This window comes from Arthrobacter yangruifuii (assembly GCF_009192775.1).
GTDB lineage: Bacteria > Actinomycetota > Actinomycetes > Actinomycetales > Micrococcaceae > Arthrobacter_B > Arthrobacter_B yangruifuii.
Window position 1 is genome coordinate 697,460 of record NZ_VTFX01000001.1, and the last position, 23,308, is coordinate 720,767.

Genomic DNA, 23,308 nt, shown 5'->3' on the forward strand with positions numbered 1-23,308 from the left:
ACTCCGCGACTGTCTCTACCCCTGACTTTAGCCAATATTGCGGGTCGGGAGTGAGTGGTGCCATGCCTCGGGCGGTGCAGATCTGGAACTGCAATGCCCTCTGCTGCGCCGGAGGGGGCACAAGGCAGCGGGAAAACATGTAACCTGTACTTACGACAAATTGACCAAATATTCCGGGGGCCTCGTTCACCTGCCCGAACGACTAACCACCGGATCGACGCAAAAAGGGGGTCACGCCATGGGGCGCGGCCGTCAAAAGGCAAAAGCAACCAAGCAGGCCCGGGAAATGAAGTACTTCACCCCGGCCACGGACTACTCGGCGCTCCAGCGTGAGCTTTCAGGACCGACGAGTCGTCCATCCAGTCGATATCCCGAGGAGCCGGCTGAGCCGGACTACTCGGCGTACGAAGATAAGTACGCGGATCAATTTGGCGACGATGACGATGATGAGGGGAACCGCCGCGTAGGGTAGCGGCTCGTTTCCTCAAAGACGTTGGCCAATTGCCATCCTTTCAGCGGATCACCCCCAGGGTGGATCCGCTGAACGGCGTTAAGGCAGGAAACCCCAGCCCCTGACGGTAAAGGCCCGGCCCGGGGTTCCGGGCCGGGCCTTTACCGTATACGGGGCAGGACTACGCGTAATTTCCAACCAGCCGGACGGCGCCGCCGTCGACGCCCTTCGCGCCCTGCACGAAATCGGCATCGCTTCCGGACGGCGTCTCGGCCTCGCCGACGGTTCCCATCACCCAGGCAGGAACGCCGCGGGCAGCGAGCCGCTCGAGGGCGGCGTCGGCGCTCCCGGCGTCGACAATTGCGACCATTCCGACACCGAGGTTCAGGGTGCGTTCCAGGTCCGGCTGCGGCACGTTGCCCAGCTCCGCAACCAGCTTGAACACGGGAGGGAGCTCCCAGGTAGAGCGGTCCACCGTGGCCTGCAGCCCCTTGGGCAGCACCCGCGCCAGGTTTGCCGCCAGCCCGCCGCCCGTCACATGGCTGAAGCCGTGCACCCCGGCCGGTTCATACCGGGCCAGGTCCAGGCAGTCCGCGGCGTAGACGCGGGTGGGTTCGAGCAGTTCCTCGCCCAGGGTGCGTCCCAGCTCGGAAACCTGGCGTTCGAGCTGCCAGCCGGCATGGTTGATCACCCGGCGCACCAGGGAGTAGCCGTTGGAGTGGATACCGGAGGAGGCCATGCCGATCACCACGTCGCCGCGGCGGACACGCTCCGGGCCGAGGAGGCGGTCCGCCTCCACCACGCCGGTGGCGGCGCCGGCGACGTCGTACTCATGCTCGCCAAGCAGGCCGGGATGCTCCGCGGTTTCCCCGCCCACCAGTGCCGTGCCGGCCACCTCGCAGGCCGCCGCGATGCCGCGCACGATCGCGGCGATGCGTTCCGGCACCACCTTGCCGCAGGCAATGTAGTCGGTCATGAACAGCGGTTCCGCACCCACCACCACAATGTCATCGACCACCATGCCCACCAGGTCAAACCCGATGGTGTCATGGATGTCCATGGCCTGGGCAATGGCCACCTTGGTCCCCACTCCGTCCGTGGACGTTGCCAGCAGCGGCTTCCGGTAGCTGAGCAGCCGGGAGGCATCGTAGAGTCCCGCGAAACCGCCCACCCCGCCCAGAACCGATGAATTGTGGGTGGCCTTCACGGCCGCCTTCATGAGTTCGACGGCCCTGTCTCCGGCTTCGACGTCCACCCCTGCGGAGGCATAGGTGATGGAAGTGTCGGGCGCGTTCATACGGCCTCTTTCTTTTCGGAATCGGTAAGCAGGTTCTCGTATTCGCTGTCCGGGCCCGGATCGCATCCGGTGGCCCCGGGATCCTCCGCGGGATTGGCCGGCTCCAGCAGGTTCTTGCCCAGGCGGTCCGCGGAGGGCAGCTCGATGGGATAGGCACCGGTGAAGCACGCGGTGCACAGCCGTTCCCGGGGCTGCCCGGTGGCATCGATCATCCCGTCTTCGGAAATGTAGGCCAAGCTGTCCGCGCCGATCGATGCCCGGATTTCCTCCACCGCGGCGCCGTTGGCGATGAGCTCCGCGCGGGAGGCGAAATCGATGCCGTAGAAGCAGGGCCACTTCACCGGGGGAGAGGAGATCTTGACGTGGACCTCCACGGCGCCGGCCTCGTGCAGCATCCGCACGATGGCCCGCTGGGTGTTGCCGCGCACGATCGAGTCGTCCACCACCACCACCCGCTTGCCCCGGATCACCGTGTCCAGGGCGTTGAGCTTGAGCTTGATGCCCAGCTGCCGCAGGGTCTGGCTGGGCTGGATAAAGGTACGGCCCACATAGGAGTTCTTAACAAAGCCGTGGGCAAAGGGAATGCCCGATTCCTCGGCGTACCCCACCGCGGCAGGCGTGCCGGATTCCGGCACCGGGATCACAATGTCGGCTTCCACCGCGTTTTCCCGTGCCAGCTGGCGGCCCATCTCGACGCGGGACTCGTACACGGAACGCCCGGCGATCGTGGCATCCGGACGGGCGAGGTACACGTACTCGAAGACACAGCCTGCCGGCGTCGGCTCCCCGAAGGTCCGGCTGCGGACGCCGTTTTCATCAATGGCAATGAACTCTCCGGGCTTGATCTCCCGGATGAAGCTGGCACCCACCGTGGCCAGGGCCGAGCCCTCGGAGGCCACCACCCAGCCGCGTTCCAGGCGGCCAAGCACCAGGGGGCGGACACCGTAGGTGTCCCGGGCCGCGTAGAGGGTGCCCTCGTCCATAAAGACAAAGGAGAACGCACCACGGAGCTTGGGGAGCAGCTCCATGGCCGTGTCCTCCAGGGAGCGTCCGTCGGTGCCGTTGAGCAGTGCGGTGACCAGCGCGGTGTCGGAAGTGTTGCCCTGGGCGATTTCGCCGGCGCGGGGGCGGCCCTCGCGTTCGAGGATCAGCTCATAGAGCTCGGCGGAGTTGGTCAGGTTGCCGTTGTGGGCCAGGGCGACCGTGCCGCTGGCGGTGGCCCCGAGGGTGGGCTGGGCGTTGGCCCAGTGCGAGGCTCCGGTGGTGGAATACCGGCAGTGCCCGACGGCGATGTGCCCCACCAGGGTATTCAGCGTGGTCTCATCGAACACCTGGGACACCAGTCCCATGTCCTTGTACACGCTGATACGCCCGCCGTCGCTGGTGGCGATGCCCGCAGACTCCTGCCCCCGATGCTGCAGGGCATACAACCCGTAATAGGTAAGCTTCGCTACCTCTTCGCCGGGGGCCCAGACGCCAAAGACTCCACAGGCATCCTGTGGACCTTTTTCGCCGGGCAATAGATCATGGGAAAGCTGTCCGTCTCCGCGTGCCATGAGAGCATTCTCTCACGTGCGGCGGGTCAGGCAGCCTGTGTGCGCAACCGTTACGCGAGCGGTTTTTCCCGGCTCTCCGGTTCCGCGGAATCAACGCTTTCCACCATGGTCCGGCGGGCTTTGCGGACGCTGATCCAATCCAGGACCAGGGCCGCCAGGGCGCCGAGCAGCAGGCCCGGCAGCGCGAACATCATGGTGAAGAAGCCGAGGGTTGCCTCGCGGGTGAAGCTGGCGTTTTCGTCGCCGCCGTAGGCAACGAAGAGGGCAGCAATGAACCCGGCGACCACGCCCAGTGCCAGGAAGGGGACGAAGCGGGGGGCGCGGCGGACCGTAATCTCGCGGCGTTCGGGGCTGTGCTGCTCGGAAACCATGCTTCGATTCTACCGGTCGGGCAGTCTCCGCTGCGCGGCCCCGGACCGGAGGCTCCGGATCCGGGCCCCGGCCTCAGGAAGCGGAACGGAAGAGCGGAAGCACCTCCGACAGGTCGGCGCGCAGTCCGGAGGCTGCCACCTTCCCGGCGGCGACGGCGTCGGCCCAGGACTGCCGGCCCGTCACCAGGGCCAGCCAGGTGGCGCCGTCGGTTTCGATGACATTCGGGGGAGTGCCGCGGGTGTGCCGCGGGCCGGCCACGCACTGCGTGACCCCGAACGGCGGAACCCGGACCTCCACGCTGTTGCCGGGCGCACGTTCAGCGAGTTCTTCCAGGGAGTAGCGCACCGCCATGGCCGTAGTGCCGCGGTCGGCTGCGCCGGCCGCGGCTGCCTGCAGGGCTGTCCGGCCGTCCTCGCCGGAGATCCGCCGCCGTGCCACGGCCCTAGCCCAGCAGCGCCGTGACGGGCGCGCCCAGCCGCAGGCTTCCCACCGGCTGCCCGCCGCCGAGGACGGGCTGCATGATCTTGTCCAGCACCTTTTCCACGGCCAGCGGGTCCACGGCACCGCTGGCTGCCAGCAGGGTCAGTCCCACCAGCGAAGCGGCGCGTGTGTTTCCGTCGAGCATCTTCAGCGCCACCGATACGCCCGTGTCGGTGCCCAGCACCAGGACACCCTCGGCGCCGTTTTTGGCGATGATCCCGAGGTCTTCCATCACGATGGTGTTCTCACGCCCGTGGCCGTGGACGGCCCAGGGGTAATCCAGCATGGCAGTAGCCACCGTGGCTGCCCGGGCATTGCCGTGTTTGCCGGACGGGGCCTTGGCCAGCCGTCCGATGCCCCGGGCCAGTCCGGTCAGGGAGAGCGCGGCCAGCGGGGCGCCGCAGCCGTCCACTGCCCAGTGCTGCACGGTTTCACCGGTGAACTCTTCGATGACCTCGGCGATGCGGCGCTGCAGCGGATGCTCGGGATCGAGGTAGGTCGCGTGGTCCCAGTTGTTCTCGGTGCAGGCCCAGAGGAAGGCGGCGTGCTTGCCGGAACAGTTGAACGCAATCCGCTGCGGTCCCTTGCCCTCGCGGATCAGCTCGTTGCGTGCCTCGGTGTCCTGCGGCCAGTCCTCGGGGCACTGCAGGTGGCCCTCGGTGACGCCGGCGGCGGCGAGCATGCCGCGGACGACGTCGGTGTGCTCGCGGGAACCCACGTGGCTGGCAGCCGCCAGGGCCACCTGCGGCCCGCGGAGCGGCACCCCGGACTGCATGGCCGCAATGGCCTGGAACGGCTTGAGTGTGGAGCGCGGGAAAATGGGTGTGGTGATGTCGCCGAGTTCCGTAACCACGGTGCCGTCGGCGGCCATCACGACGGCGGAGCCGATGTGGCGGGATTCAATGAAACCGTTGCGCTCGAGCACGGCCAGTTCAACGGCGTCGGACGCGGTGAAAGTTGCGTTCATGTTCTTCAGTCTAAGGGGGCGCGGGGGGCGAACCGGCGATGACGGCCCCGGCACCGCCGTCGATCTCGCTGCCCCCCGCTGCTCCGCGGCGTGCGCTGCGTGCTGCAGCGTGCGCAGTTCCACTATCGGGGTCCGCTTCGGCTACCTGCAATGGGGTGTGCGGATACCCGTAACGGATGGGGTGCAATTCGGTAACAGCGGAACGGAACACCCGCACCGGTCCCGGCACGGGCCCCCGGCGTCATGTTGGGCAGATGCTTTCAGCCGGTCCGCCCCAGCAAGTACCCTGAACTACTGTGAAGGTTCTAGTAGTTGGCCCCGGCGGCCGCGAGCATGCCCTTGTCCAAGCGCTTCTGGCCGACCCTTACGTCCGCGAGGTGCACGCAGCCCCCGGGAACGCGGGCATCGCCCGGATGGTCCCGGTCCACCCCGTGGAGGCCACCGACCCGGCCGCGGTCACTAACCTGGCCCGCTCCCTCGGCTCCGATCTGGTGGTTATCGGTCCCGAGGCGCCCCTGGCGGCCGGGGTGGCCGACGCACTGCGGGAAGCCGGGTTTGCCGTCTTCGGTCCGTCGCAGGCTGCCGCCCGGCTCGAAGCCTCCAAGGCTTTTGCCAAGCAGGTCATGGCTGCCGCCAACGTTCCCACGGCCATGGCACGCATGGCGGCCACCGTCGAGGAAGCCTCCGACGCCCTGGATACCTTCGGCGCCCCGTACGTCGTCAAGGACGACGGCCTGGCCGCGGGGAAGGGCGTGGTGGTGACTTCCGACCGGGCTGAGGCCCTGGAACACGCCCGGTCCTGCTTCGCGGCGGGCGGCAGCGTGGTGATTGAGGAATTCCTGGACGGGCCGGAAATCTCGCTTTTCGTGCTTTCCGACGGTCGGCACGTGCTGCCGTTGGCCCCGGCCCAGGACTTCAAACGGATTTTCAACGACGACGCCGGCCCCAACACCGGCGGCATGGGTGCCTACTCACCCGTGGACTGGGCGCCCGCAGGCCTGGTCGAGGACGTGGTGAACCGGGTCGCTCAGCCCACGATTGATGAAATGGCTTCCCGCGGGACGCCCTTCGTGGGCGTGCTCTACTGCGGGCTTGCCCTGACCACGCGCGGGGTGCGGGTCATCGAATTCAACGCCCGCTTCGGTGATCCGGAGACCCAGGCGGTGCTGGCCCGGCTGAAGACCCCGCTCGGCGGCCTCCTGATGGCCGCGGCCAAGGGAGAGCTGGATGCCATGGAACAGCTCAAGTGGGACCCGCGCTCCGCCGTCGCGGTGGTGGTTGCCGCCGCCGGCTATCCGGGCAAGCCCCGGACCGGGGACCGGGTGCGGGGACTGAAGAAGGCAGGACGGCTGGAGGGCGTGTCCGTGCTGCACGCCGGCACGCGGCTCAAGAAGGACAAGGTGCGCAGCGCCGGCGGGCGGGTGCTCTCTGTGGTGGCGCTTGGCTCGGACCTGGACGAGGCACGGGACCGTGCCTACGCCGGCGTCGACCTCATCCGGTTGGAAGGCTCACAGCACCGAACGGATATTGCGCTGAAGGCAGCCCGCGGCGAGGTGCGGGTTCCGGAAGGCAGCAACACCGTCCCGGACACCGATACGGTCCGCGAAGGGAAGCCGGTATGAGCGCGGTGGGCGGCGCAGACCGCGCTCCGGAACTGCCGGGCTGGCAGCATCTGTATTCCGGCAAGGTCCGGGACCTGTACGTGCCGGCGGGGGAGGGGAACGACGGCGACCGCGTGCTCGTGGTGGCCAGCGATCGGATCAGCGCATATGACCATGTGCTGGCCAGCACCATCCCGGACAAGGGCCGGATCCTCACCCAGCTCAGCCTCTGGTGGTTCAGCCAACTGCCGGAGATTCCGAACCACGTGATTTCCGCGGCCGACGGCGTTCCCGAGGCCGTGGCCGGCCGGGCGATGATCTGCCGGAAGCTGGACATGTTTCCCGTAGAGTGCATTGCCCGCGGCTACCTCACCGGGTCCGGGCTGGCGGAGTACGAGGTTTCCCGGACGGTCTGTGGACTGCCGCTGCCGGCCGGGCTGGTGGACGGGTCACGGATTGAACCGGCCGTGTTTACCCCCTCGGCCAAGGCGGAGCAGGGCGAACATGACGAGAACATCACCTACGAAGCGGTCGAGAGGACGGTGGGGGCGGAAACTGCCGGGCAGCTGCGCTCGCTGACACTGCAGATCTACACCCGGGCCGAGGCCATCGCCCGGGACCGCGGCATCATCCTGGCCGATACCAAGGTGGAGTTCGGCGCAGATCCGGCCACCGGCGCAGTCACGCTGGGGGACGAGGTGCTGACACCGGATTCCTCCCGGTTCTGGGACGCGGCCCTGTACGCGCCGGGGAAGGCCCAGCCGTCCTTCGACAAGCAGTATGTGCGTGACTGGCTCACATCGCCTGCTTCGGGCTGGGACAGGCACTCCGACGCTGCACCGCCCGCACTGCCGGCCGACGTCGTCGAACGGACCCGGGAACGGTATGTGGAGGCCTATGAGCGGATCACCGGGGAGAAGTTCGCCTAACCCGCCGCAGGGGAGTGCTTAACGCAAAAAGGACCCGGTCAGATTTCTCTGACCGGGTCCTTTGCTGGTCGGGGTGACAGGATTTGAACCTGCGACCTCGTCGTCCCGAACGACGCGCGCTACCAAGCTGCGCCACACCCCGTAACCACTGCCCCGCCGAAGTGTTTGACGACCTCGCGAAGCAACTTTACAAGGATACTAGACAAATGCCGATTCCGCGAAACGGACTCCCTGGACCGTGTCGCCGCTGCTTCCCGAAGGCCGGTTCAGCAGGGGGTTTCCGTCCTCAGGTGCGTGCCGTCAGCGTCAGCAGGACCGCCTCGGGACGGCAGGCGAAACGCACCGGAGCGAAGCGCGAGGTGCCGATGCCGGCAGACACGTTCAGCGGCACCCGCCGCCCGCCGTGTGCCCAGGAGGACAGCCCGCGCGCCTGCCGCGTCGGCAGGTCGCAGTTGCTGACCAGCGCCCCGTAGCCGGGGATGCAGACCTGCCCGCCGTGGGTGTGTCCGGCGAGGATAATTTCGGCGCCGCCCCCCGTGAACTGGTTGAGCACCCGCTGATAGGGGGCATGGGCCACACCGATCTTCACCTCAGGGAAGGCGCCGCCCCCGGGGGTGGCCGCCGGCGTCTCGGCGAAGCCCTGATATTGGTCCCGCCGCAGATGCGGATCATCCACGCCGGAGAAGTTTAGGCGCAGACCCGAAAGCTGCATCACACTGTTGGTGTTCGTCAGGTCCTGCCAGCCGGCATCCGTGAAGGCACCGAAAAGCTCACCCGACGGCAGCTTTTCCGGTTCATGCCGGTGCTTGGACGGGCCGGTGAAATACGTGAACGGATTCTTCAGCACCGGCGCGTAGTAATCATTGGAGCCGGGAACAAAGACGCCGGGAAAACGCATCACTGGCTTCAGGGCCTCCAGCACCGCAGGCACGGCCAGCGGATGGCTGAGGTTGTCACCGGTATTCACTACGAGGTCCGGTTCCAGCTCCGCGAGTTCCTGCAGCCAGCGGACCTTGCGGTCCTGGCCGGGCACGAAGTGGATGTCCGAGAGGTGCAGGACCCGCAGGGGGGCGCTTCCGGCGGGAAGCACGGGAACCGTCTCCTCCCGGACGCCGAACAGGTTCCGTTCGATCAGGCAGCCGTAGGCCAGCGCGGCGGCACCGGTTCCGGCAATGCCGCCGGCCAGCCAGGCAGCCTTTCGCGCTGCGGAGGCCAAGGGGGAATCAGTCATTAGTTGTCCCCGTCCCCGCCGCCGTCTTCGCCTTCTTTGTCGCCGCCGTTGCCGTTGCCGTCACCGCCGTTGCCGTCACCGTCGCCGTTGTTGTCGCCGGCGGGGGGTTTCTGTTCCGCGGCCGGTGAAGCCGGCGGGGACGGCGGGGGAACGGGGGTGTTGGCGCGCGGCGGCGGTGTGCTGGCGCGCGGGGGAGTGGTGCCGCCGACCATGCTGGCCGGCGGGTTGGCGAAGGCCTTGGCCTCGTACTGGCCGGCAATGCGCTGGATGTAGTTCTTCCAGGACGGGCCGGCAATCAGCGAGCCGTCGATCTCGGGGTAAATCCGTCCGCCGATCAGCTTGTCCGACATGGTGCTGGCGTTGGCCTTCCAATTGCCGATCCAGGAGGCCGTGACCATTCCGGTGCTGTAACCCATGAACCAGGTCTGCGACCGCGTGTCATTGGTGCCGGTCTTACCGGCGGTGGGAACCCCGACCTGCAGGTTGATGCCGGAGCCGTTGGTCATGACCCGCTGGGTGGCCATATTGACGCCCTGGGCAACTTCCTTACGCATAACCTGCTCACAGGACTGCGGCGGAACCCGGTACTCGGTGCCGTCTGCGCCGGTGACGGACTCCAGGGCGATGGGTTCGCATTTGAGTCCCTCGGCCGCGAAGGTGGCGAAGCCGGTGGCCATGGACATCGGGGAAGCGTCGCCGCCGCCGCCGAAGGTGGACGGCGGATTGATCTCAAGCATCTCCGTTTCGCCGCTGGAGCCCTTGCCGTTGTGCACACCGGCGGCGAAGGCCATCTCCTGGAACTTGCACAGGTCCAGCTCCCTGGTCTCGGCGAGGGTGATCGTGTTGAGCGAGTTGGCCAGCCCGTCCAGGACGGTGGTGGTCTTGTAGTTTGTGTCGCCGTAGTTGATCGGGGTCCACTCGGTGGTGCTCACATAGGCGCCGCCGAAGCAACTGGCGTTCCAGCGGGTGCCCACGGGATAGGTCCGTTTGGAACCGTTCAGGGTGGTGTTCAGGGTCTTCCCCGAGTCCAGCCAGGCGGCAACGGTGAACGGCTTGTAGGTGGAACCGGGCTGGAAGCCGCCCAGGCCGTTCAGGGGCTTGTTCGGATCGCCGTTCTGATACGAATCCACGTTGAAGTTCTGAACCGAGTTGCCGTCAGCCAGCTCCGGTGTGTACCGGGTGTTCTGGGCCATGGTGAGGATCTTGCCGGTGCCGGGCTCCAGGCTGATCATGGAGTGCCCGATTTCGGCATCGGTGGTGTCCGGGTTGGCGGTCTCGTTGACCGCCGTCTGGGCCGCCGCCTGGAACGCGGGGTCCAGAGTGGTCTTGATGGTCAGGCCCCCGCGCCGAAGCAGCTTGTTCCGGTCTTCCTCGGTGGCGCCGAAACTGTCGTCATTGAGCACCAGGCGCGTGACGTAATCACAGAAATAGGGTGCCTGTGCGGCACCGACGCAGTTGCTGGACACCGGCGTGAGCTGCAGGTCCAGCCCGGTGGCCACCGCGGCGTCGTGCTCTTCCTGCGTGATGCGTCCGGTGTCGAGCATCCGCTGAAGCACCAGGTTCCGGCGCTCCAGCGAGCGGTCCGGGTTCAGTTCGGGACTGAAATACGTAGTGCCGTTGACCACGCCCGCGAGCAGCGCCGACTGGGCGATGTTTAGGTCCTTGGCATCGACGTTGTAGAAATAGCGTGCGGCGGCCTGCACGCCGTAGGTGGTGCCGCTGAAGGGGACGATATTGAAGTAGCCCTCAAGGATTTCGTCCTTGCTCAGCTCCTTCTCAACGGCAATGGCGAGCTTCATTTCCCGCAGCTTGTCACCGTAATCCTTGTCACCGCTGAAAACGACTTCTTTATCGTTCTGGCGGTTGGTGTCAATGATGACGTTGTTCACGTACTGCTGTGTGATGGTGGACGCGCCGCGCTGGTTGTCGCTGGTCGCATTGGACACCAGGGCACTGACAATGCCCTGCAGGTCCACGCCGCCGTGCTCGTAGTAACGGTCATCCTCGATGGCGAGGATGGCGTCCACCATATGGGGTGACACCTGGTCCAGGGCCACCGGCTGGCGGTTCTCTTCGTAGACCGTTGCGATCAGGGAACCGTCATTGGCCAGGATCTTGGAGGGCGTAGCCAACGATCCGCGTTCCAGTTCCGAGGGCAGTTCGTCGAAGAACTCGATGGAGCCGGAGGCAGCGGTGCCGGCCGCTGCAGCCACCGGAACCAGGAGGCCGGCTGCCAGGACTCCGCAAAGAGCACTGATACCGAAGAACGCGACGAGCTTGCCGAGGGTGGTCGCCGTGTCAAAGAACGGTGAGTTGCGTGCTGCCATGCGAGACAGTCTACAAGCACGTTAGGCTTTCCCTTATGACCAAATGGGAATACTTCATAACGCCACTTCCACTGCACACACCCGGGCAAGTCCTTAATATGCACGGGGAAGAAGGGTGGGAACTGGTGCAGATCGCGACGGCGCCGAACGGAACCGGTTCCGTGGCCTACATGAAACGTGAAAAAAGCTCATGACCGGTGCTGCCGGTGCGGTATCCGCCGTTGAAATCCGGCTGCGGGAACTGGGCCTGAGCCTTCCCGCAGTTGCCTCTCCGGTAGCTGTGTATGTCCCGGCCGTTATCACCGGGAACCTCGTCCACACCTCCGGCCAGCTGCCGTTCGTGGACGGGGCCCTGCCGGGTACGGGCAAGGTGGGTGCCGAAGTAGGCGCCGAGGATGCGGCGTCGTACGCGGCTATCTGCGCCATTAACGCACTCGCTGCGGTGAAGGCGCAGATAGGTGACCTTGACCGCATCAGCCGGATCGTTAAGGTGGTGGGCTATGTTGCCTCCGACCCTTCCTTTACCGGCCAGCCCGGCGTTGTTAACGGTGCGTCGGAACTCCTGGGCAAGATTTTCGGCAAGGCGGGAAGCCACGCGCGTTCCGCCGTCGGCGTCGCCGTCCTGCCGTTGGATGCACCCGTGGAAATAGAAATGATCGTTGAATTTGCCTAACTCGACTGTCCGGCTGTTCCCGGTAGCTCCCTCCCAGCGGGTCGCAGCCCAGAGCTGGTTTGAACGTCCCGACCGGACGCCCCGCAAACCGCGGCTGGCGTCCTCCGTGGTCCTGCTGCGGGACTCTCCGCGCGGCACGGAAACCTACCTTTCCTACCGGCGGGGCGAATCCCCCCTGGGCAAGGTGGCTTTCCCGGGCGGCAGCATCGAGGAGAACGACGACGCCGCGGTCACCTGGTTCGGCCCGGCCCCGTCGGTATGGGCGAAGTCCCTTGGCACCGGTGACGCCCGGCTGGCGCGCCGGCACGTCGTCGCTGCGATCCGTGAGCTGTTCGAAGAGTCGGGCATCCTGCTGGCGGGGCCGGATGAGTCAACGCTGCTCGAAGGCAACCGGGGGCCGGACTGGATGGCTGCGCGGACGGCAATTGCCACCCAGGAAGCCTCCTTCCTGGAGATACTGAGGCGGCGCGGCCTCGGTCTGCGGACAGATCTGCTGCGGCCGTTGTTCAACTGGCACAGTGCAGATTTTGCGCTGCGGCGCTTCGATACCCAGTACTTCGCTGCAGTGCAGCCGGTGGGCCAGGAACCCAGCCTGCTGACCGGCAAGGGCGTGTGGGCTTCCTGGAAACCCGCTGCGGACGTCATTGCCGCACGGGAGGGGACGGCGCTGGGCGACGAGATCGGCCAGCCGGACACCGTGGGGCTGACCCTGGGAGAGATTGCGGTTCCCGCCGTCGAATTGACGCTGGAGAAACTGGCCACGGCCCGCGGCTGCATCGCGTATCTGTCCAGCCGCAGACCCGCGGTTGTTTATCGGCCCGAATTGGTGGAAGTCGACGGCGAACCCCGTGTTGCGGTGCGCGCCGGCAGCGCCGCGGAAGGGTCTTCGCAGCACGGACGATAGTGCACGCCGATTATGGCCCGCTGCACGTTTGTGCACGGCGGTGAGCAACTAAAGGCGGCGCCGGTCCTGCAGGACCGGCGCCGCCTTTAGAGGTTCTTCGGGTGTTAGCGCGAACGCTGGCGCAGCCGCTGGACGTCAAGAATGACAACCGCGCGGGCTTCCAGGCGCAACCAGCCGCGCTGGACGAACTCAGCCAGGGCCTTGTTCACGGTCTCGCGGGAGGCGCCGACCAACTGGGCCAGTTCCTCCTGCGTCAGCTCGTGTGCAACAAGGATCCCGTCCGTTGCCGGACGGCCGAAGCGGTCGGCCAGATCAAGCAGCGCCTTGGCTACGCGGCCGGGAACGTCGGAGAACACGAGGTCCGCCAGGGACTCGTTGGTGCGGCGAAGCCGGCGGGCAAGGGCCTGCAGCAGCTGGACGGAAACCTCGGGGCGGGTTTCAATCAGGGCGCGCAGGTTCTCGTGGCGCAGCCCGGCAAGCCGGGTCTCCGAGACGGCGGTGGCGGTGGCGTTGCGGGGAGACGGATCAAAAAGGGCCATCTCGCCGAACAGTTCCCCGGGGCCGAGGATCGCCAGCAGGTTTTCCCGGCCGTCCGGGGCGGAGCGGCCCAGCTTGATCTTGCCGGACACAATGAAATAGAGCTGGTCGCCCTGATCACCCTCGCGGAAAACAGAGGCGCCACGTGAGAGGTCGACCTCAGTGAGCTCTTCGGTCAGGGCGGCGAAAACGTCGTCCCCCAGAGAGGCGAACAACGGCGCGCGGCGCAGTACCTCGATATCCATGAAATCTCCTGTAAATAGTGGTCTCTCCTTAATATCTTGCCGCACGTCACTCCCTAGTGACACCTAAAGCACATTTGTTCACCGGTCGATCCGAAAAAGAGGGCAGAACCACAGCCGGGAAGGACCTCCCGGTGACGGCTTCCACAGGTTGTCCGGATAAACTCGCACTGCAGCGGTCTCCCGCCGCCGCGCCACCCGGTTTACACGCTTGGAGCTCTTTGTGCTCGGATTTACACTTCTGGACATCATCCTGCTCCTTGTCCTGCTCTTCTACCTTTTCGCCGGCCTGCGCAACGGCCTGGTGGTCACGCTCGGCGGGATTGTCGGCTTCGTTGCCGGCGCCGTTGCCGCCTTTTTCGCCATTCCGCTGGTTGCCGGCTGGGTGCCGGACAACGGGTGGCGCCTGACCGTGGTGATTGCGACGGCTGTCATCCTGGTGCTGGTGGGCCACGCCGCCGGTGCCGCCCTGGGCGGAATGATCCGGCGATGGTTGAACTTCCCGCCGCTGCGTTTCCTGGACCGCCTCCTCGGCGGAGCCGCCAACCTGGTGGTGGCTGCCCTGGTCATGGCCATGCTGGCCTTCAGCGTCACCACGCTCGGCGTACCGTTCCTGTCCCAGCAGATCGCCGCCTCCAAGGTGCTCGGCACCATTGATGAAGCCACTCCCGTGCAGGTGAAGACCTGGAGCGCGCAGATCCGTTCCTTTACGGTGTCCGAAGGCCTGCCGACCATCCTGGACAGTGCCGCACCGCAGACGGCTGTCCCGCCCAGCGCCGAGGTGGATTCCGCGGCGCTTCGGACCGCCTCGGCGTCGGTACTCAAAATCACCGGTACGGCCTATCAGTGCGGGCAGAACCAGACCGGCTCGGGCGTGGTCGTGGCGGACGACCGCGTGGTCACCAATGCGCACGTGGTGGCCGGTGTGAATGAGCCCGTGGTGGAGGTGCCGGACGGCAGTGTGCTGCCCGGCCGGGTGGTCTACTTTGATCCGTCACGGGACCTCGCCGTCCTCGCCGTCGAGGGCCTCTCCGCCGATCCCGTTCCGCTGGGGGAGCCGCTGGCTGACGGCACCACCGCGGCCTTCGCCGGTTATCCGGCCGGCGGCCCGTTCCGGCTGCAGGCCGCCAACATCGAGGGTCTGTCCAGTGTGGCTGTCCGGGATATCTACGGCACCTCACCTGAGGTGCTGGAGGTCTACACCCTCGCCGCGAACGTGCAGCAGGGCAACTCCGGCGGACCGCTGCTGGACGTTGACGGCCGTCTGGCCGGAATCATCTTCGCCAAGACCACCAGCGACCAGCCCATCGGCTACGCACTGTCCCTGGCCGAGGTGGCCCCGGTGGTGGACGGCGCGCCGGGCTACAGCACCCCCGTTTCCGCCGGCAGGTGCACCAGTAAATAGGGGTTCCGGTAAATAGGTCCCCGCAAGCGGGATGCCGGTGGGCAGGACGCCCGCCCCGAGCCTGCTGCCGTTCAGGCCGGACTAGTCCGCGGCGGGGGCGGCGGATTCGATCAGGTACTCCACGGCCAACCGGTAGCCGCTGATGCCGGCCCCGCAGATCACCGCCTGCGCCACCGCGGAGACGAAGGAATGGTGGCGGAATTCCTCGCGCCGGTGGATGTTGCTCAGGTGCACCTCGACCACGGGAAGTTCCACGCCGGACAATGCATCCGGGATGGCCACCGAGGTGTGGCTGTAGGCTGCGGGGTTGATAACGATGCCGTCCGCCGTGCCGCGCGCCGCGTGGATGGCATCGATCAGGTCGCCCTCATGGTTGGACTGGACGCAGTCCACCGTCCAGCCGTGGGCCGAGGCCGCGGCAATTGCCGCAGCCTCAACGTCCGCGAGGGTGGAGCTTCCGTAGATCGCCGGTTCCCGGGTCCCCAGCAGGTTGAGGTTGGGTCCGTTGAGAACCAGGAGGTTGCGGGTGCTGGCAGTAGTCATGGCGTTAACTATGCCGGAGCTCAGGCCTGAACCTTCAGTGCCGCATCCGTGTTTTGCCCGGACATCCTGCGGGCGGCCAGCGCACCGGCAATGGTGATCAGGGACATCAAGGCCAGTACGACGCCGGGATGCCACCACGCACCGCCGGTGGCGTTGGAGAATCCCTGCGTAATGGAGGGGGTGAAGCCGGACAGGATCCCGGCGATGCTGTAGGCCAGGGACATCGCAGTGAACCCGGTGCGGGCCGGGAACAGATCAGCCATCAGTCCGCCCAGCGCCGCCCATGCCGCCGTCGGCGCGATGCCGCCGATCAGAATGGTCAGGATGTACACGGGCGTGGTGGCGTTGCTGATGATGAAATACAGCGGGAAGGAAATCAGCAGGGTGGCGACGGCGCCGGCCAGCACCATCCGCGCGGAACCGATCCGGGTGGCCAGGAGCCCGAAAGCGGGGATGGTGGCCAGCTGCAGCACCGAACCGACCAGCGCGGCATTCAATACCGTGGACTCGGACAGTCCCAGCTGCGAGACACCGTAGGCCTGGGTGTACGTGGTCATCAGGAAGTAGGAACCGATACCCAGCAGCGCTGCCGCTGCCGCCACCAGGACGGCCCGCCACTGATGGCGCAGCACCTCCGCCAGCGGGATCCGGGTCACCTGGTGCGCCTTCGCCACGTCCTTGAAGACGGGAGTTTCATCGATGGCCAGGCGCAGGTACAGGGCAATGCCCATGAAGGGGAAGGCAAGCAGGAACGGAATGCGCCAGACGCCGGCGGCCATCGCCTCGTCGGAAACGGACGCCAGGAGCAGGAAAATGCCGGTCACCATGATGGTGCCGACCGGGGAACCGATCTGCGGGATGGCGGCGTACAGGGCGCGCCTGCGGGCAGGGGCGTGTTCGGTGGCGATCAGGATGGAGCCGCCCCATTCGCCGCCGACGGCAAGGCCCTGGAGCAGGCGCAGCAGCACCAGCAGCAGCGGGGCCCAGATTCCGATCGTGTTGTAGTCCGGCAGCAGGCCCACGGCTCCGGTGGCCGTACCCATCAGGACAATGGTGCCGATGAGAGAGGTTTTGCGTCCCGCCCGGTCCCCGATGTGGCCGAAGAGGATGGCGCCCAGCGGGCGGGCAACGAAGCCCATGCCGAGGGTGAGGAAGGACAGCAGGATGCCTGTCGCCGCGTCCACGTCGGGAAAGAAGATCCGGTTCAGGACCAATGCGGCGGCGGTGCCGAAAACGTAGAAGTCGTAGGACTCCAGGGCGGTGCCGATGAAGGACGCGCCGGCGACCTTGCGGGCCATCCTGGCTGACTGCGGAGAAGGCGGTGTGGCGGCTGTGGCGGCTGTGGGTGAAGTAGACACGAGATGGAATTGTCCTATCCTCCGTGCGTTTCACCAAACGTGCCGCGTCCGCGCGTCATCCGGACGGTTGCGGGAGCTGTCCCGGCTAGGCCAGGCGGGGAAGAACCAGTGCCTTTCCGGCAGCCGTGAGTGCCGGCCCGACGGCGGTGCCGTCGCCTACGTAGCCGTGCACCATGGCTCCGTCCCGCAGCATCAGCAGCTGGTCGGCGAGGGCTCCGGCGTCCCGGGCTCCGAGCTGCTCGAGCCGTTCGGCGACGAGGGAATGCAGCCAGGCGCGGTGTTCGGACACCACGGCCCGGACGGGATGGCCGGGCTCGGTGTATTCCGCCGCCGCGTTGATGAAGGGGCAGCCGCGGAACCCGGCAGTGCACGCCTGCTCGCCCATGGCGTCGGCAAACTGCAGCAGTCCGGTGCAGGGATCCGGATCCAGGTCCTCTGCCCGGGCCCGCATAGCGGCGGACTGCTCCTGCAGGTAGGCCACCACCAGGTCATCCTTGGAACGGAAGTGGCGGTAGAAAGTCACTTTCGTGGTGCCGGCAGCGGCGATGATCCGGTCCGCACTCACGGCCCGGATGCCCTCCAGGTAAAACAGGCTCGAGGCCTGCGCCAGAATCCGTTCCCGGACGCCGGATGATTTCGCTGCCATCTCGGTTCCTTTTCTTCCCCGTCGGGTTCTTCCCCGCCCGGGGCACTTGCAGTAGACGTACTAGTTAGTCTACCTTGAAGGCTACGTTTCCCCACTAAGAGGAGTTCCCATGAGTGCCTTGTACACCGCAGCTGCCACCGCCACCGGAGATGGACGCAACGGCGAAGCCCGTACCAGTGACGGAAAACTCGAAGTGAACCTCTCCACCCCGGTGGAAATGGGCGGTTCCGGGGAGGGCACCAATCCCGAACAGCTCTTCGCCACCGGTTACGCGGCCTGCTTCCTCTCCGCACTGAAGATGATTGCCCGTGCCGAAAAGGCGCCCATCTCCGACGCGGCCGTGACCGCCGACGTCAGCATCTTCAAGAACGGCGACGCCGGCTTCAAGCTGGGCGTCGAGCTGCACGTGGAGATGTCAGGGGTGGACGAAGCCACAGCGGACAAGCTCACCCAGGCCGCCCACCAGGTCTGCCCGTACTCCAACGCCACCCGCGGCAACATAGACGTGAACCTGGACGTCGTCGTCGGCTAGCTCCGGCAGGCTTCGAACAAAGCAGCAGGCACCCTCCCCGGGAACCGGGAAGGGTGCCTGCTGCTTTGCTGATCCGGCTAGTTCTTCAGGGACTCCGCGATCTGCTGCATCACGGTGTTGTCCGCGAGCGTGCTTGAATCGCCGGCCTCGCGTCCCTCGGCCACGTCCTTGAGCAGACGGCGCATGATCTTTCCGCTGCGGGTCTTGGGCAGTTCCGGAACCACCAGGATGTGCCTCGGCTTGGCGATCGGGCCGATTTCCTTGCCGACGTGGTTGCGCAGGGTGGTGACAATGTCGTCGTCGTCCTTCGCGCTGCCGCGCAGGATCACGAACGCGACCACGGCCTCGCCGGTCGTCTCGTCCGCAGCGCCGACGACGGCGGCTTCGGCCACCGACGGATGGCTCACCAGGGCTGACTCGATTTCCGTGGTGGACAGCCGGTGGCCGGATACGTTCATCACGTCATCCACCCGGCCAAGCAGCCAGATGTCGCCGTCCTCGTCCTTCTTCGCGCCGTCCCCGGCGAAGTACATGGTGTCGAACCGGTTCCAGTAGGTCTCCTTGAAGCGTTCCGGATCTCCCCAGATGCCGCGCAGCATGGCGGGCCAGGGTTCCTTGATGACCAGGAAGCCGCCGGATCCATTGGGGACCGGTTCGCCCATCTCATCCACCACGTCCACGGAAATACCCGGAACCGCCACCTGGGCGGAGCCCGGCTTGGTGGCCGTGACGCCCGGCATCGGGGCAATCATGTGACCGCCGGTTTCCGTCTGCCACCAGGTGTCGACAATGGGGGCCGGGTGGTCCTTCTTGCCGCCGTTTCCGCCGATCACCTGGCGGTACCACATCCAGGCTTCCGGGTTGATGGGTTCGCCCACGGAACCCAGCACGCGGATGGAGTCGAGGTTGAACTTCTGCGGAATGTCCCGGCCCCACTTCATGCAGGTACGGATGGCGGTCGGGGCGGTGTAGAGGATGGATACCTTGTATTTCTCCACCAGTTCCCACCACCGGCCCTGGTGCGGAGTGTCGGGGGTGCCTTCATAGATCAGCTGGGTGGCTCCGTTGACCAGGGGCGCGTAGGTCACGTAGCTGTGGCCCGTGACCCAGCCGATGTCCGCGGTGCACCAGTAGACATCCGTTTCGGGGTGCAGGTCGAAGGTGTTGCGGTGCGTGAACGCCGTCTGGGTGAGGAACCCGCCGGTGGTGTGGAGGATGCCCTTGGGTTTTCCCGTGGTGCCGGAGGTGTAGAGGATGAACAGCGGGTGTTCAGAGTCATGGGCCACGGCCGTATGCTCGGCGCTCGCCGTGTCCACGACGTCGTGCCACCAGTTGTCCAGGCCCTCGTTCCATTCCACCGGCTCCCCGTTGCGGCGGACCACCAGGACGTTGTCCACGGTGTGGCCCGGCTTCGCGAGGGCTTCATCCACGGCGGGTTTAAGTGCGCTGGGCTTGCCTCGGCGGTAGGAGCCGTCCGCCGTGACCACGAGTTTGGCCTCGGCATCGTCGATCCGGCTGCGCAGGGCGTCGGCGGAGAACCCGCCGAAGACCACCGAGTGCACGGCGCCGATCCGGGCGCAGGCAAGCATGGTGATGACGGCTTCGGGAATCATCGGGAGGTACACCGCAACGCGGTCGCCCTTGGCCACTCCCAGGGATTCGAAGGCGTTGGCGGCTTTCTTGACCTCCTCGGTCAGCTGAGCATAGGTATAGCTACGCGTGTCCCCGGGCTCGCCCTCGAAATAGATGGCCACGCGGTCTCCGCGGCCCTCTTCGACATGCCGGTCCAGGGCGTTGTACGCGGCGTTCAGGGTGCCCCCGACAAACCACTTGGCGAAGGGTGCATCGCTCCAGTCCAGCGCCTGGGTGAAGTCCCGGTCCCAGGTCAGGATGTCCCGGGCCTGGCGTGCCCAGAACTCGGGGCCGTCGGCTGCCGCTTCTTCGTACAGTGAGGACGTGGCCACTGCTGATGCTGCGAATTCGGCACTCGGCGGGAAGCTTCGGCTTTCATGCAGCAGGTTCTCGAAGGCGTCTCCGTGCTTCTTTGCAGGGGACTGATCAGACATGGTTGAACCCTTTCGCTTCGCTTTCCAGTCCATCACTTGGTGATGGTGCATGGCTGGCCACCAGCCTATCGCTGGAACGAGGACTCTGTGGCGGCGGTCACAGAGAGCGTGGCAAAGCGGCGTGATTATGCGGTGAGCGGTAGGTCACGGCTCCGGGGCGCGCCGCCGCTCGGCTAGTGTGCCCCGCCGTCGTTGATTAGGCTGTCAGGAGGAAGCAACCGCCTACGTACCGTAGATGCGGCCCTGCCGGTCCTTCCGCGCACCAGCTGCGTGTGGGAACGGCGGTCGCGAATGGAGATCAGTATGAACAACCCCCCTGTTGAAAACGAGGCCCGCAGCATGGCCGGATCTCCGGAGACGGCTGGACATCCCTCCGTGCCGGAGACGGCTGCGCACCCCTCCGCTCCGGATAACGGAGTGCAGGTATCCCCGGCGGCCGGGGAACAGCAGACCCTGGTTGGCCCCTTCGGGCTGCGTGACACCGTGGTGCTGGGTTCCGTGCTCGTGATGCTGGTGGGCAGCATTCTGCCGTTCTTCACTGTGACCCGGCTCGGGTTTGAAGAGAACCTCAATCTTTGGAACGCATTCCCGCTGTTCTTCGTGGGAATCGGCATCCTTCTGCCGCTGCTGGTTGCCGGGCTGTTTGCCGGCCGCCGCCTCGCCCCGGGAATGAAGCCCCGTGTCGGCTCGCTTTCCCTGGACCAGTTCGCGTCCGTGACCGCGGTCCTGGCTGTCATCTTCTTCTTCCTGCAGACCGTCACCAACTTCAGTGTGGGTGCGATGGTTGCCCTCATTGGTTCCCTGGGCCTGTTCGTGTCCACCACACTGGCTCCCCACCTGCCGTTCTTTGCCCGTGAATTCAAGAACCGCCCCGAGGCTGCCGCCGCACTGACGGCCCGCGACGCCCTGCCGCTGCGCCCGCGGCCGTCCCGCCCGAAGCCGGAACCGAAGCCGGAGGCGGGGAACGCCGCGGAAAACGCCGGCGGCGCCCGCCGTTTCACCAACCCGCTTCGCCGCGGTGACGAGGCCCGCACCACCGTGCACGAGGCCCCCGTCCAGCAGGGTACCGAAGCGTCCGCGCCGGGCGGCACCGCCGTCGTCGGGACCCCTGCAACCGACGCCTCCGCGTCGGCTCCGGCCACTTCCGCCCCGTCGACGCCGGCTCCGGCCACCTCCGTGTCCGCCGCGGTCCCGGCACCCCAGGCCGCTTCCGCCCAGCCGGCGCCGGCCCCGGCAGCTTCGGTCCAGCCCGCCGCTGCGCCTGCCGTAGACGGTCTGCAGACTGAAGAACCGCTGGCCGCCACCACGGTCAACCCGGTTGTCCGCGACGCCGACACCCGCGCAGTTTCCGTGACCGGCGCCTCCGAGGCCGAGTCCGGTACCCCGATTACCGCCACCCGCGACGAAACCGTGGTGGAAGCCTTCTGGTTTGCCGTGGGCACCCCCCGCCAGATTTTCGACGAGCGCACCGGCCTGCCGCTGTTCATGTTCCACCCGGGTGACTGGGAGCTGGGGCTGGAGGACCGCGGCGACGAGTTCCTCGTCCAGGACAAGCGCACGGGACGCATCGGCGTCCTGCGCGACCTCAGCAACATCGAACGCGTCGACGCCGACCAGTAGGTCCCGCCGGCGGGTAGGTCCCGTACGACCAGCACCACAGCACAGCAGCGGCCATCAGCAGCACCCAACCGTCAATAGAAGGACTTCCAGCAGTGGCAAAGGCAACCGGCAGCGATCCGTCCCTCCTCGCCTTGAAGCGGCGGGCACGGCGGATCAACCGGATGCTTGGGGACGCGTATCCCTATGCCGTTGCGGAGCTGGACTTCACGAACGCGTTTGAGCTGCTGGTGGCCACTGTGCTTTCGGCGCAGACCACCGACATCCGGGTCAACGCCGTGACGCCCGCACTCTTTGCCCGGTATCCCGATGCCCGGTCGATGGCCGAGGCCGACGAGGAGACGCTGCAGGACATCGTCCGTCCCACCGGATTCTTCCGGGCCAAAGCGGCCAGCATCAAGGCCCTCTCCACCCGGTTGGTGGACGAGTTCGACGGCGAGGTGCCGAACCGGCTCGAGGACCTGGTCACCCTCCCGGGCGTCGGGCGGAAGACCGCCAACGTGGTCTTGGGCAACGCGTTCGGCATTCCCGGCATCACGGTGGACACCCACTTCGGCCGGCTGGCCCGCCGGTTCGGCTGGACCACGGAGAAGGACCCGGTGAAGGTGGAGGCGGACGTCGCGGCCCTGTTTGAACCGAAGGACTGGACCCCGCTGTCCAACCGGGTGGTCTTCCACGGCCGCCGGGTCTGCCATGCCCGGACGCCGGCGTGCGGAGCCTGTCCCGTCGCCCAGCTCTGCCCCTCCTACGGCGAGGGAGAGACGGACCCCGCGAAAGCCCGCAAGCTGCTCAAGTACGAACTCGCCCCCGGACGCGAGGAACTGCACGCCCGGATGATGGCTGCCGAAACCCGGGCACAGCTGCGGGCTGCCGGGTTCGGGCTCGAAGCATGAGCGCACGGGCGGACCTCGACGCGCTCGCCGCAGCCGTCACCGCCGGAACCACCGGCTTCAACGCAAACATTGACATGCTTCGCCGCAGCGTGGACCCGGCCACTGCCCGGCCGGCGGCGGTCCTGATCCTCTTCGGCGTCCTGGATGACCGGCCTGCGGACTTCTCCGCGGACGCCGTGCCGGATGACCTGGACGTGCTGCTGATCGAACGGGCAGCGACCCTCAATGACCATCCGGGCCAGGTCGCGTTCCCCGGCGGCTCCGTGGACGCCGCCGATGCCACCGTGGTGGATGCTGCGCTGCGCGAGGCCCGGGAAGAGACCGGGCTGGATCCGGCCGGTGTCCGCGTGCTCGGAGCCCTGCCGCCGGTCGGCCTGCCGGTGAGCAACTTCCTGGTCACCCCGGTGCTGGGCTGGTGGGACAAGCCCACGCCGGTGGACGTGGTGGACTACGGGGAATCCGCCTCGGTGTTCCGGGTGCCCGTCGCGGACCTGCTTAACCCCCAGAACCGGCGCACCGCGGTCTTTCCCCGCCGGAAGGGGGCACACCGCACTCCGGCCTTCCTGGTCAACGGCGTGCTCGTCTGGGGCTTCACGGGGATCCTGCTTGCGGGCATCCTCGATGAGCTGGGCTGGACCCAGCCGTGGGACGAGAGCCGGGAGATTGTCCCCGACCTCTGAT

The 23,308-nt window shown here is 66.8% G+C and carries 23 protein-coding genes and 1 tRNA gene; 11 read left to right on the forward strand and 13 right to left on the reverse strand.

Features of this window, described 5'->3' with window-relative positions; genetic code table 11:
• Positions 1–238 precede the first annotated feature (238 nt).
• Positions 239–472, forward strand: a complete 234-nt coding sequence (locus tag GD627_RS03415; RefSeq protein ID WP_146361664.1) for a DUF3073 domain-containing protein — start codon at positions 239–241, stop codon at positions 470–472.
• Between the two features lie 160 nt (positions 473–632).
• Here the strand turns inward: GD627_RS03415 and purM are convergent, their stop codons facing one another.
• The 5 genes from purM to GD627_RS03440 form a co-directional block, all read right to left on the reverse strand.
• Entirely contained in the window at positions 633–1,748 is a 1,116-nt protein-coding gene (purM, locus tag GD627_RS03420) for a phosphoribosylformylglycinamidine cyclo-ligase (protein WP_152271349.1), read from the reverse strand.
• The gene (purF, locus tag GD627_RS03425) at positions 1,745–3,304 is read right to left on the reverse strand and encodes an amidophosphoribosyltransferase (protein ID WP_152271350.1); all 1,560 of its coding nucleotides are present in this window, start codon (positions 3,302–3,304) and stop codon (positions 1,745–1,747) included. Before purF ends, purM begins: the two co-directional genes overlap by 4 nt.
• A 50-nt stretch (positions 3,305–3,354) precedes the next feature.
• The gene (locus GD627_RS03430) at positions 3,355–3,675 is read right to left on the reverse strand and encodes a hypothetical protein (RefSeq protein ID WP_152271351.1); all 321 of its coding nucleotides are present in this window, start codon (positions 3,673–3,675) and stop codon (positions 3,355–3,357) included.
• 73 nt (positions 3,676–3,748) lie between these two features.
• Positions 3,749–4,114, reverse strand: coding sequence for a sterol carrier family protein (locus GD627_RS03435; protein ID WP_152271352.1), 366 nt, complete (start codon positions 4,112–4,114; stop codon positions 3,749–3,751).
• A 4-nt stretch (positions 4,115–4,118) separates the two neighbouring features.
• Entirely contained in the window at positions 4,119–5,123 is a 1,005-nt protein-coding gene (locus tag GD627_RS03440; protein WP_146360683.1) for an asparaginase, read from the reverse strand.
• A gap of 296 nt (positions 5,124–5,419) precedes the next feature.
• Here GD627_RS03440 and purD point away from each other — a divergent pair, with 296 nt between their 5' ends.
• Both purD and GD627_RS03450 read left to right on the forward strand, forming a co-directional pair.
• Complete coding sequence (gene purD, locus GD627_RS03445) at positions 5,420–6,745, forward strand: phosphoribosylamine--glycine ligase (protein ID WP_152271353.1); 1,326 nt, start codon at positions 5,420–5,422, stop codon at positions 6,743–6,745.
• Positions 6,742–7,653 carry a phosphoribosylaminoimidazolesuccinocarboxamide synthase gene (locus GD627_RS03450; RefSeq protein WP_152271354.1) on the forward strand — a complete coding sequence of 304 codons (912 nt, stop codon included), beginning with the start codon at positions 6,742–6,744 and terminating at the stop codon, positions 7,651–7,653. The genes purD and GD627_RS03450 overlap by 4 nt, the downstream gene beginning before the upstream one ends.
• Positions 7,654–7,718: 65 nt before the next feature.
• Here the strand turns inward: GD627_RS03450 and GD627_RS03455 are convergent.
• The 3 genes from GD627_RS03455 to GD627_RS03465 form a co-directional block, all read right to left on the reverse strand.
• Positions 7,719–7,795 (reverse strand) — tRNA-Pro (locus tag GD627_RS03455).
• Positions 7,796–7,939: 144 nt separating this feature from the next.
• On the reverse strand, positions 7,940–8,884 hold the full coding sequence (locus GD627_RS03460) for a metallophosphoesterase (protein WP_152271355.1): 945 nt from the start codon (positions 8,882–8,884) through the stop codon (positions 7,940–7,942).
• Positions 8,884–11,211: a transglycosylase domain-containing protein gene (locus GD627_RS03465; protein ID WP_152271356.1), complete on the reverse strand. Its 2,328-nt coding sequence runs from the start codon at positions 11,209–11,211 to the stop codon at positions 8,884–8,886. Before GD627_RS03465 ends, GD627_RS03460 begins: the two co-directional genes overlap by 1 nt.
• Here GD627_RS03465 and sp36 point away from each other — a divergent pair.
• From sp36 to GD627_RS03480, 3 genes are read left to right on the forward strand one after another with little or no spacing between them, the layout of a single operon-like run.
• Positions 11,202–11,405 carry a Sp36 family protein gene (gene sp36, locus GD627_RS03470; protein ID WP_425481878.1) on the forward strand — a complete coding sequence of 68 codons (204 nt, stop codon included), beginning with the start codon at positions 11,202–11,204 and terminating at the stop codon, positions 11,403–11,405. The two genes, GD627_RS03465 and sp36, sit on opposite strands and share 10 nt — an antisense overlap.
• A complete protein-coding gene (locus GD627_RS03475) occupies positions 11,402–11,884 on the forward strand; it encodes a RidA family protein (RefSeq protein ID WP_146360696.1) in 483 nt (160 codons plus the stop codon). Before sp36 ends, GD627_RS03475 begins: the two co-directional genes overlap by 4 nt.
• Positions 11,877–12,788 (forward strand): NUDIX hydrolase, encoded by a 912-nt coding sequence (locus tag GD627_RS03480; protein WP_152271752.1) that lies wholly within the window; start codon positions 11,877–11,879, stop codon positions 12,786–12,788. Before GD627_RS03475 ends, GD627_RS03480 begins: the two co-directional genes overlap by 8 nt.
• A gap of 104 nt (positions 12,789–12,892) precedes the next feature.
• On the opposite strand, the gene GD627_RS03485 is transcribed toward GD627_RS03480, so the two are convergent.
• Positions 12,893–13,570: a Crp/Fnr family transcriptional regulator gene (locus GD627_RS03485; protein ID WP_146360700.1), complete on the reverse strand. Its 678-nt coding sequence runs from the start codon at positions 13,568–13,570 to the stop codon at positions 12,893–12,895.
• A gap of 220 nt (positions 13,571–13,790) precedes the next feature.
• Between GD627_RS03485 and GD627_RS03490 the strand changes: the two genes are divergently transcribed.
• Positions 13,791–14,972, forward strand: coding sequence for a MarP family serine protease (locus GD627_RS03490; RefSeq protein WP_146360702.1), 1,182 nt, complete (start codon positions 13,791–13,793; stop codon positions 14,970–14,972).
• 81 nt (positions 14,973–15,053) lie between these two features.
• On the opposite strand, the gene aroQ is transcribed toward GD627_RS03490, so the two are convergent.
• The 3 genes from aroQ to GD627_RS03505 form a co-directional block, all read right to left on the reverse strand.
• Positions 15,054–15,515: a type II 3-dehydroquinate dehydratase gene (aroQ, locus tag GD627_RS03495; RefSeq protein WP_152271357.1), complete on the reverse strand. Its 462-nt coding sequence runs from the start codon at positions 15,513–15,515 to the stop codon at positions 15,054–15,056.
• Positions 15,516–15,535: 20 nt separating this feature from the next.
• Positions 15,536–16,873 (reverse strand): MFS transporter, encoded by a 1,338-nt coding sequence (locus GD627_RS03500; protein WP_246165290.1) that lies wholly within the window; start codon positions 16,871–16,873, stop codon positions 15,536–15,538.
• 85 nt (positions 16,874–16,958) lie between these two features.
• Positions 16,959–17,519 carry a TetR/AcrR family transcriptional regulator gene (locus tag GD627_RS03505; RefSeq protein ID WP_152271358.1) on the reverse strand — a complete coding sequence of 187 codons (561 nt, stop codon included), beginning with the start codon at positions 17,517–17,519 and terminating at the stop codon, positions 16,959–16,961.
• Positions 17,520–17,628: 109 nt separating this feature from the next.
• Between GD627_RS03505 and GD627_RS03510 the strand changes: the two genes are divergently transcribed.
• On the forward strand, positions 17,629–18,051 hold the full coding sequence (locus tag GD627_RS03510; RefSeq protein ID WP_146360708.1) for an organic hydroperoxide resistance protein: 423 nt from the start codon (positions 17,629–17,631) through the stop codon (positions 18,049–18,051).
• A 77-nt stretch (positions 18,052–18,128) separates the two neighbouring features.
• On the opposite strand, the gene acs is transcribed toward GD627_RS03510, so the two are convergent.
• The gene (gene acs / locus GD627_RS03515; protein ID WP_194265949.1) at positions 18,129–20,117 is read right to left on the reverse strand and encodes an acetate--CoA ligase; all 1,989 of its coding nucleotides are present in this window, start codon (positions 20,115–20,117) and stop codon (positions 18,129–18,131) included.
• Between the two features lie 303 nt (positions 20,118–20,420).
• On the opposite strand from acs, the gene GD627_RS03520 reads away from it, so the two are divergent.
• The 3 genes from GD627_RS03520 (at position 20,421) to GD627_RS03530 (ending at position 23,307) form a co-directional block, all read left to right on the forward strand.
• Positions 20,421–21,737, forward strand: a complete 1,317-nt coding sequence (locus tag GD627_RS03520; protein ID WP_152271359.1) for a hypothetical protein — start codon at positions 20,421–20,423, stop codon at positions 21,735–21,737.
• Positions 21,738–21,898: 161 nt separating this feature from the next.
• A complete protein-coding gene (gene nth, locus GD627_RS03525; protein WP_246165348.1) occupies positions 21,899–22,627 on the forward strand; it encodes an endonuclease III in 729 nt (242 codons plus the stop codon).
• The gene (locus GD627_RS03530) at positions 22,624–23,307 is read left to right on the forward strand and encodes an NUDIX hydrolase (protein WP_152271361.1); all 684 of its coding nucleotides are present in this window, start codon (positions 22,624–22,626) and stop codon (positions 23,305–23,307) included. Before nth ends, GD627_RS03530 begins: the two co-directional genes overlap by 4 nt.
• The last annotated feature ends 1 nt before the right edge of the window (position 23,308 follow it).

Excerpts from the sequence above, each read along its gene's own strand:
- GD627_RS03450 (WP_152271354.1), top strand. The coding sequence starts at position 6,742 with ATGAGCGCGGTGGGCGGCGCAGACCGCGCTCCGGAACTGCCGGGCTGG.
- GD627_RS03465 (WP_152271356.1), bottom strand. The coding sequence starts at position 11,211 with ATGGCAGCACGCAACTCACCGTTCTTTGACACGGCGACCACCCTCGGC.
- GD627_RS03530 (WP_152271361.1), top strand. The coding sequence starts at position 22,624 with ATGAGCGCACGGGCGGACCTCGACGCGCTCGCCGCAGCCGTCACCGCC.
- purF (WP_152271350.1), bottom strand. The coding sequence starts at position 3,304 with ATGGCACGCGGAGACGGACAGCTTTCCCATGATCTATTGCCCGGCGAA.
- GD627_RS03475 (WP_146360696.1), top strand. The coding sequence starts at position 11,402 with ATGACCGGTGCTGCCGGTGCGGTATCCGCCGTTGAAATCCGGCTGCGG.
- GD627_RS03520 (WP_152271359.1), top strand. The coding sequence starts at position 20,421 with ATGAACAACCCCCCTGTTGAAAACGAGGCCCGCAGCATGGCCGGATCT.
- GD627_RS03485 (WP_146360700.1), bottom strand. The coding sequence starts at position 13,570 with ATGGATATCGAGGTACTGCGCCGCGCGCCGTTGTTCGCCTCTCTGGGG.
- GD627_RS03510 (WP_146360708.1), top strand. The coding sequence starts at position 17,629 with ATGAGTGCCTTGTACACCGCAGCTGCCACCGCCACCGGAGATGGACGC.
- aroQ (WP_152271357.1), bottom strand. The coding sequence starts at position 15,515 with ATGACTACTGCCAGCACCCGCAACCTCCTGGTTCTCAACGGACCCAAC.
- acs (WP_194265949.1), bottom strand. The coding sequence starts at position 20,117 with ATGTCTGATCAGTCCCCTGCAAAGAAGCACGGAGACGCCTTCGAGAAC.
- GD627_RS03430 (WP_152271351.1), bottom strand. The coding sequence starts at position 3,675 with ATGGTTTCCGAGCAGCACAGCCCCGAACGCCGCGAGATTACGGTCCGC.
- GD627_RS03460 (WP_152271355.1), bottom strand. The coding sequence starts at position 8,884 with ATGACTGATTCCCCCTTGGCCTCCGCAGCGCGAAAGGCTGCCTGGCTG.
- GD627_RS03505 (WP_152271358.1), bottom strand. The coding sequence starts at position 17,519 with ATGGCAGCGAAATCATCCGGCGTCCGGGAACGGATTCTGGCGCAGGCC.
- purM (WP_152271349.1), bottom strand. The coding sequence starts at position 1,748 with ATGAACGCGCCCGACACTTCCATCACCTATGCCTCCGCAGGGGTGGAC.
- nth (WP_246165348.1), top strand. The coding sequence starts at position 21,899 with ATGCTTGGGGACGCGTATCCCTATGCCGTTGCGGAGCTGGACTTCACG.
- GD627_RS03415 (WP_146361664.1), top strand. The coding sequence starts at position 239 with ATGGGGCGCGGCCGTCAAAAGGCAAAAGCAACCAAGCAGGCCCGGGAA.
- GD627_RS03440 (WP_146360683.1), bottom strand. The coding sequence starts at position 5,123 with ATGAACGCAACTTTCACCGCGTCCGACGCCGTTGAACTGGCCGTGCTC.